This is a genomic window from Intestinibacter sp., assembly GCF_051866655.1.
Lineage (GTDB): Bacteria > Bacillota > Clostridia > Peptostreptococcales > Peptostreptococcaceae > Intestinibacter.
Genome location: NZ_JBJDXL010000089.1, coordinates 1 through 1,591, shown reverse-complemented (window position 1 = coordinate 1,591; position 1,591 = coordinate 1). Strand labels below are relative to the sequence as shown.

The following is a 1,591-nucleotide window of genomic DNA, read 5'->3' as shown; positions in this document are numbered from 1 at the left end:
AGGGAGACAATGTTTCCTTATTTCAGAGAACTTATACAATGACACTAGACAGTAATTATCTAAATAGTATAGAGATAACTCCTTTGATGGATACTCTACGACTTCAGAAAATCAGTGATGCTGAATACTTTAGTAGTAAGTTTGGTGGATATATAAGCAATTCAAGACTGTCTTTAATAAATCCAAGTCAGGATAATGATCCTGATGCCTTCTTTGAGGGTCTTAGTAAGCACAACAAGTATAGTGATGCGCTAATATTTGGAAGTGCTGTGCACGAGCTAATTCTTCAGCCTGAGCTGTTTGAATTAGCTTTATCGGTAGATAGGCCTACAGCTAAGATGGGATTTATGGCTGATGAACTATATAAGTCTTACTTAGACGGGAGTCTTTGTGATGACGTAGTTATTAAAGCCTCCGATAAAATCGGATATTATAAAGACAAGATGAATGCTGACAGAATAAATGCAGTGATTTCTACTTGTACGCCGTACTGGGAATGTAGAAAGAGATACGAGGACAGTACAAGTAAGGATATTACTCCCATCTATTTAGATGCGAAAAGCATTGAGAGAGTACAGGAGTGTGTTCGAGCACTAAAAGAAAATAGTACTATTCAAAAGCTCCTCAATCCAGAAGGCTTACTAGTAGATCCTATTTCTGAAAATGAGCAAGCTATCCTCTTAGACGTTAGAGTAAAGGTTCCTAATTATGATGAGTTTACGCTGAGGATAAAGGCCAAGTTAGATAATTATACTATAGATTCGGAAACTAATACTGTTACTGTAAATGATGTAAAGACAATAGGAAAGATTGTTTCTGAGTTCTCAGGTAATTTTGAAAGATTTCATTATCATAGAGAACTAGCTCTTTACAGTTGGCTAATGACCCTAGTAGCAAAGAAGTTCTATAATATGGACTCTTGTAAAGTCCTATCAAACTGCTTAGTAGTATCTACTATTCCTAAGTACTATACTAAGGTATATAGACTGTCCAGAGCAGATTTCAGAAAAGGATGGGATGAGTTTAAGATGTTACTACGACTTGTTGCCCACTATTATAGTAAAGGATATAGGTTCGAATAACTATGGATATTATCAACACTCCTCCATATGCTGATATGCAGAGACTTTATAGTAGATATTTCTCTCTTGGGTATTTAAATCCAGATATTAATACCAAGTTTGCCCTTATCTCTTTAATATGTTATCTAACCGATAAAATAAAGAGTAAGAAGCCAGACACGACTCACTATCAAATTATAAGAAAGATTCTAGGTAATGATTTACCAGAAGACTTAGCAAAAGGTCTTGCTGTAGTATGTTCCGACTTTGCTTATGGATGTAGTCAATTTCCTACCTTTGGTATTGATGATAAAAACATCCCTGTTAAGATTAAGGAAATCATGTCTGCTAGAACCCCTTTCTGAGAAGAAGATAAAAATTTGTGCGTGTTTTAACACTAATTAACAGATTAATTTATTTCAATTCTTTTTGGACAATGACTACTAAGTAGTATATTTGCTCTACAAAAGGATGGGAAGAGATAGAATTTAGAGTTTAAGATAATTTTGCAAATTATTATTTCTGTAATT

General features: G+C 34.3%; 2 protein-coding genes. Both read left to right on the top strand.

Annotation, left to right across the window (positions count from 1 at the left end; translation table 11 throughout):
- Positions 1 to 1,082: hypothetical protein (locus ACI3VO_RS02390; RefSeq protein WP_439756376.1), on the top strand; the 1,082-nt coding region annotated here is incomplete at its 5' end.
- 35 nt (positions 1,083 to 1,117) lie between these two features.
- Positions 1,118 to 1,426 carry a hypothetical protein gene (locus ACI3VO_RS02385; RefSeq protein WP_439756375.1) on the top strand — a complete coding sequence of 103 codons (309 nt, stop codon included), beginning with the start codon at positions 1,118 to 1,120 and terminating at the stop codon, positions 1,424 to 1,426.
- Positions 1,427 to 1,591: the final 165 nt, after the last annotated feature.

What these genes read in the sequence shown, in the direction of transcription:
- ACI3VO_RS02385 (WP_439756375.1), top strand. Translation starts at nt 1,118, where the DNA reads ATGCAGAGACTTTATAGTAGATATTTCTCTCTTGGGTATTTAAATCCA.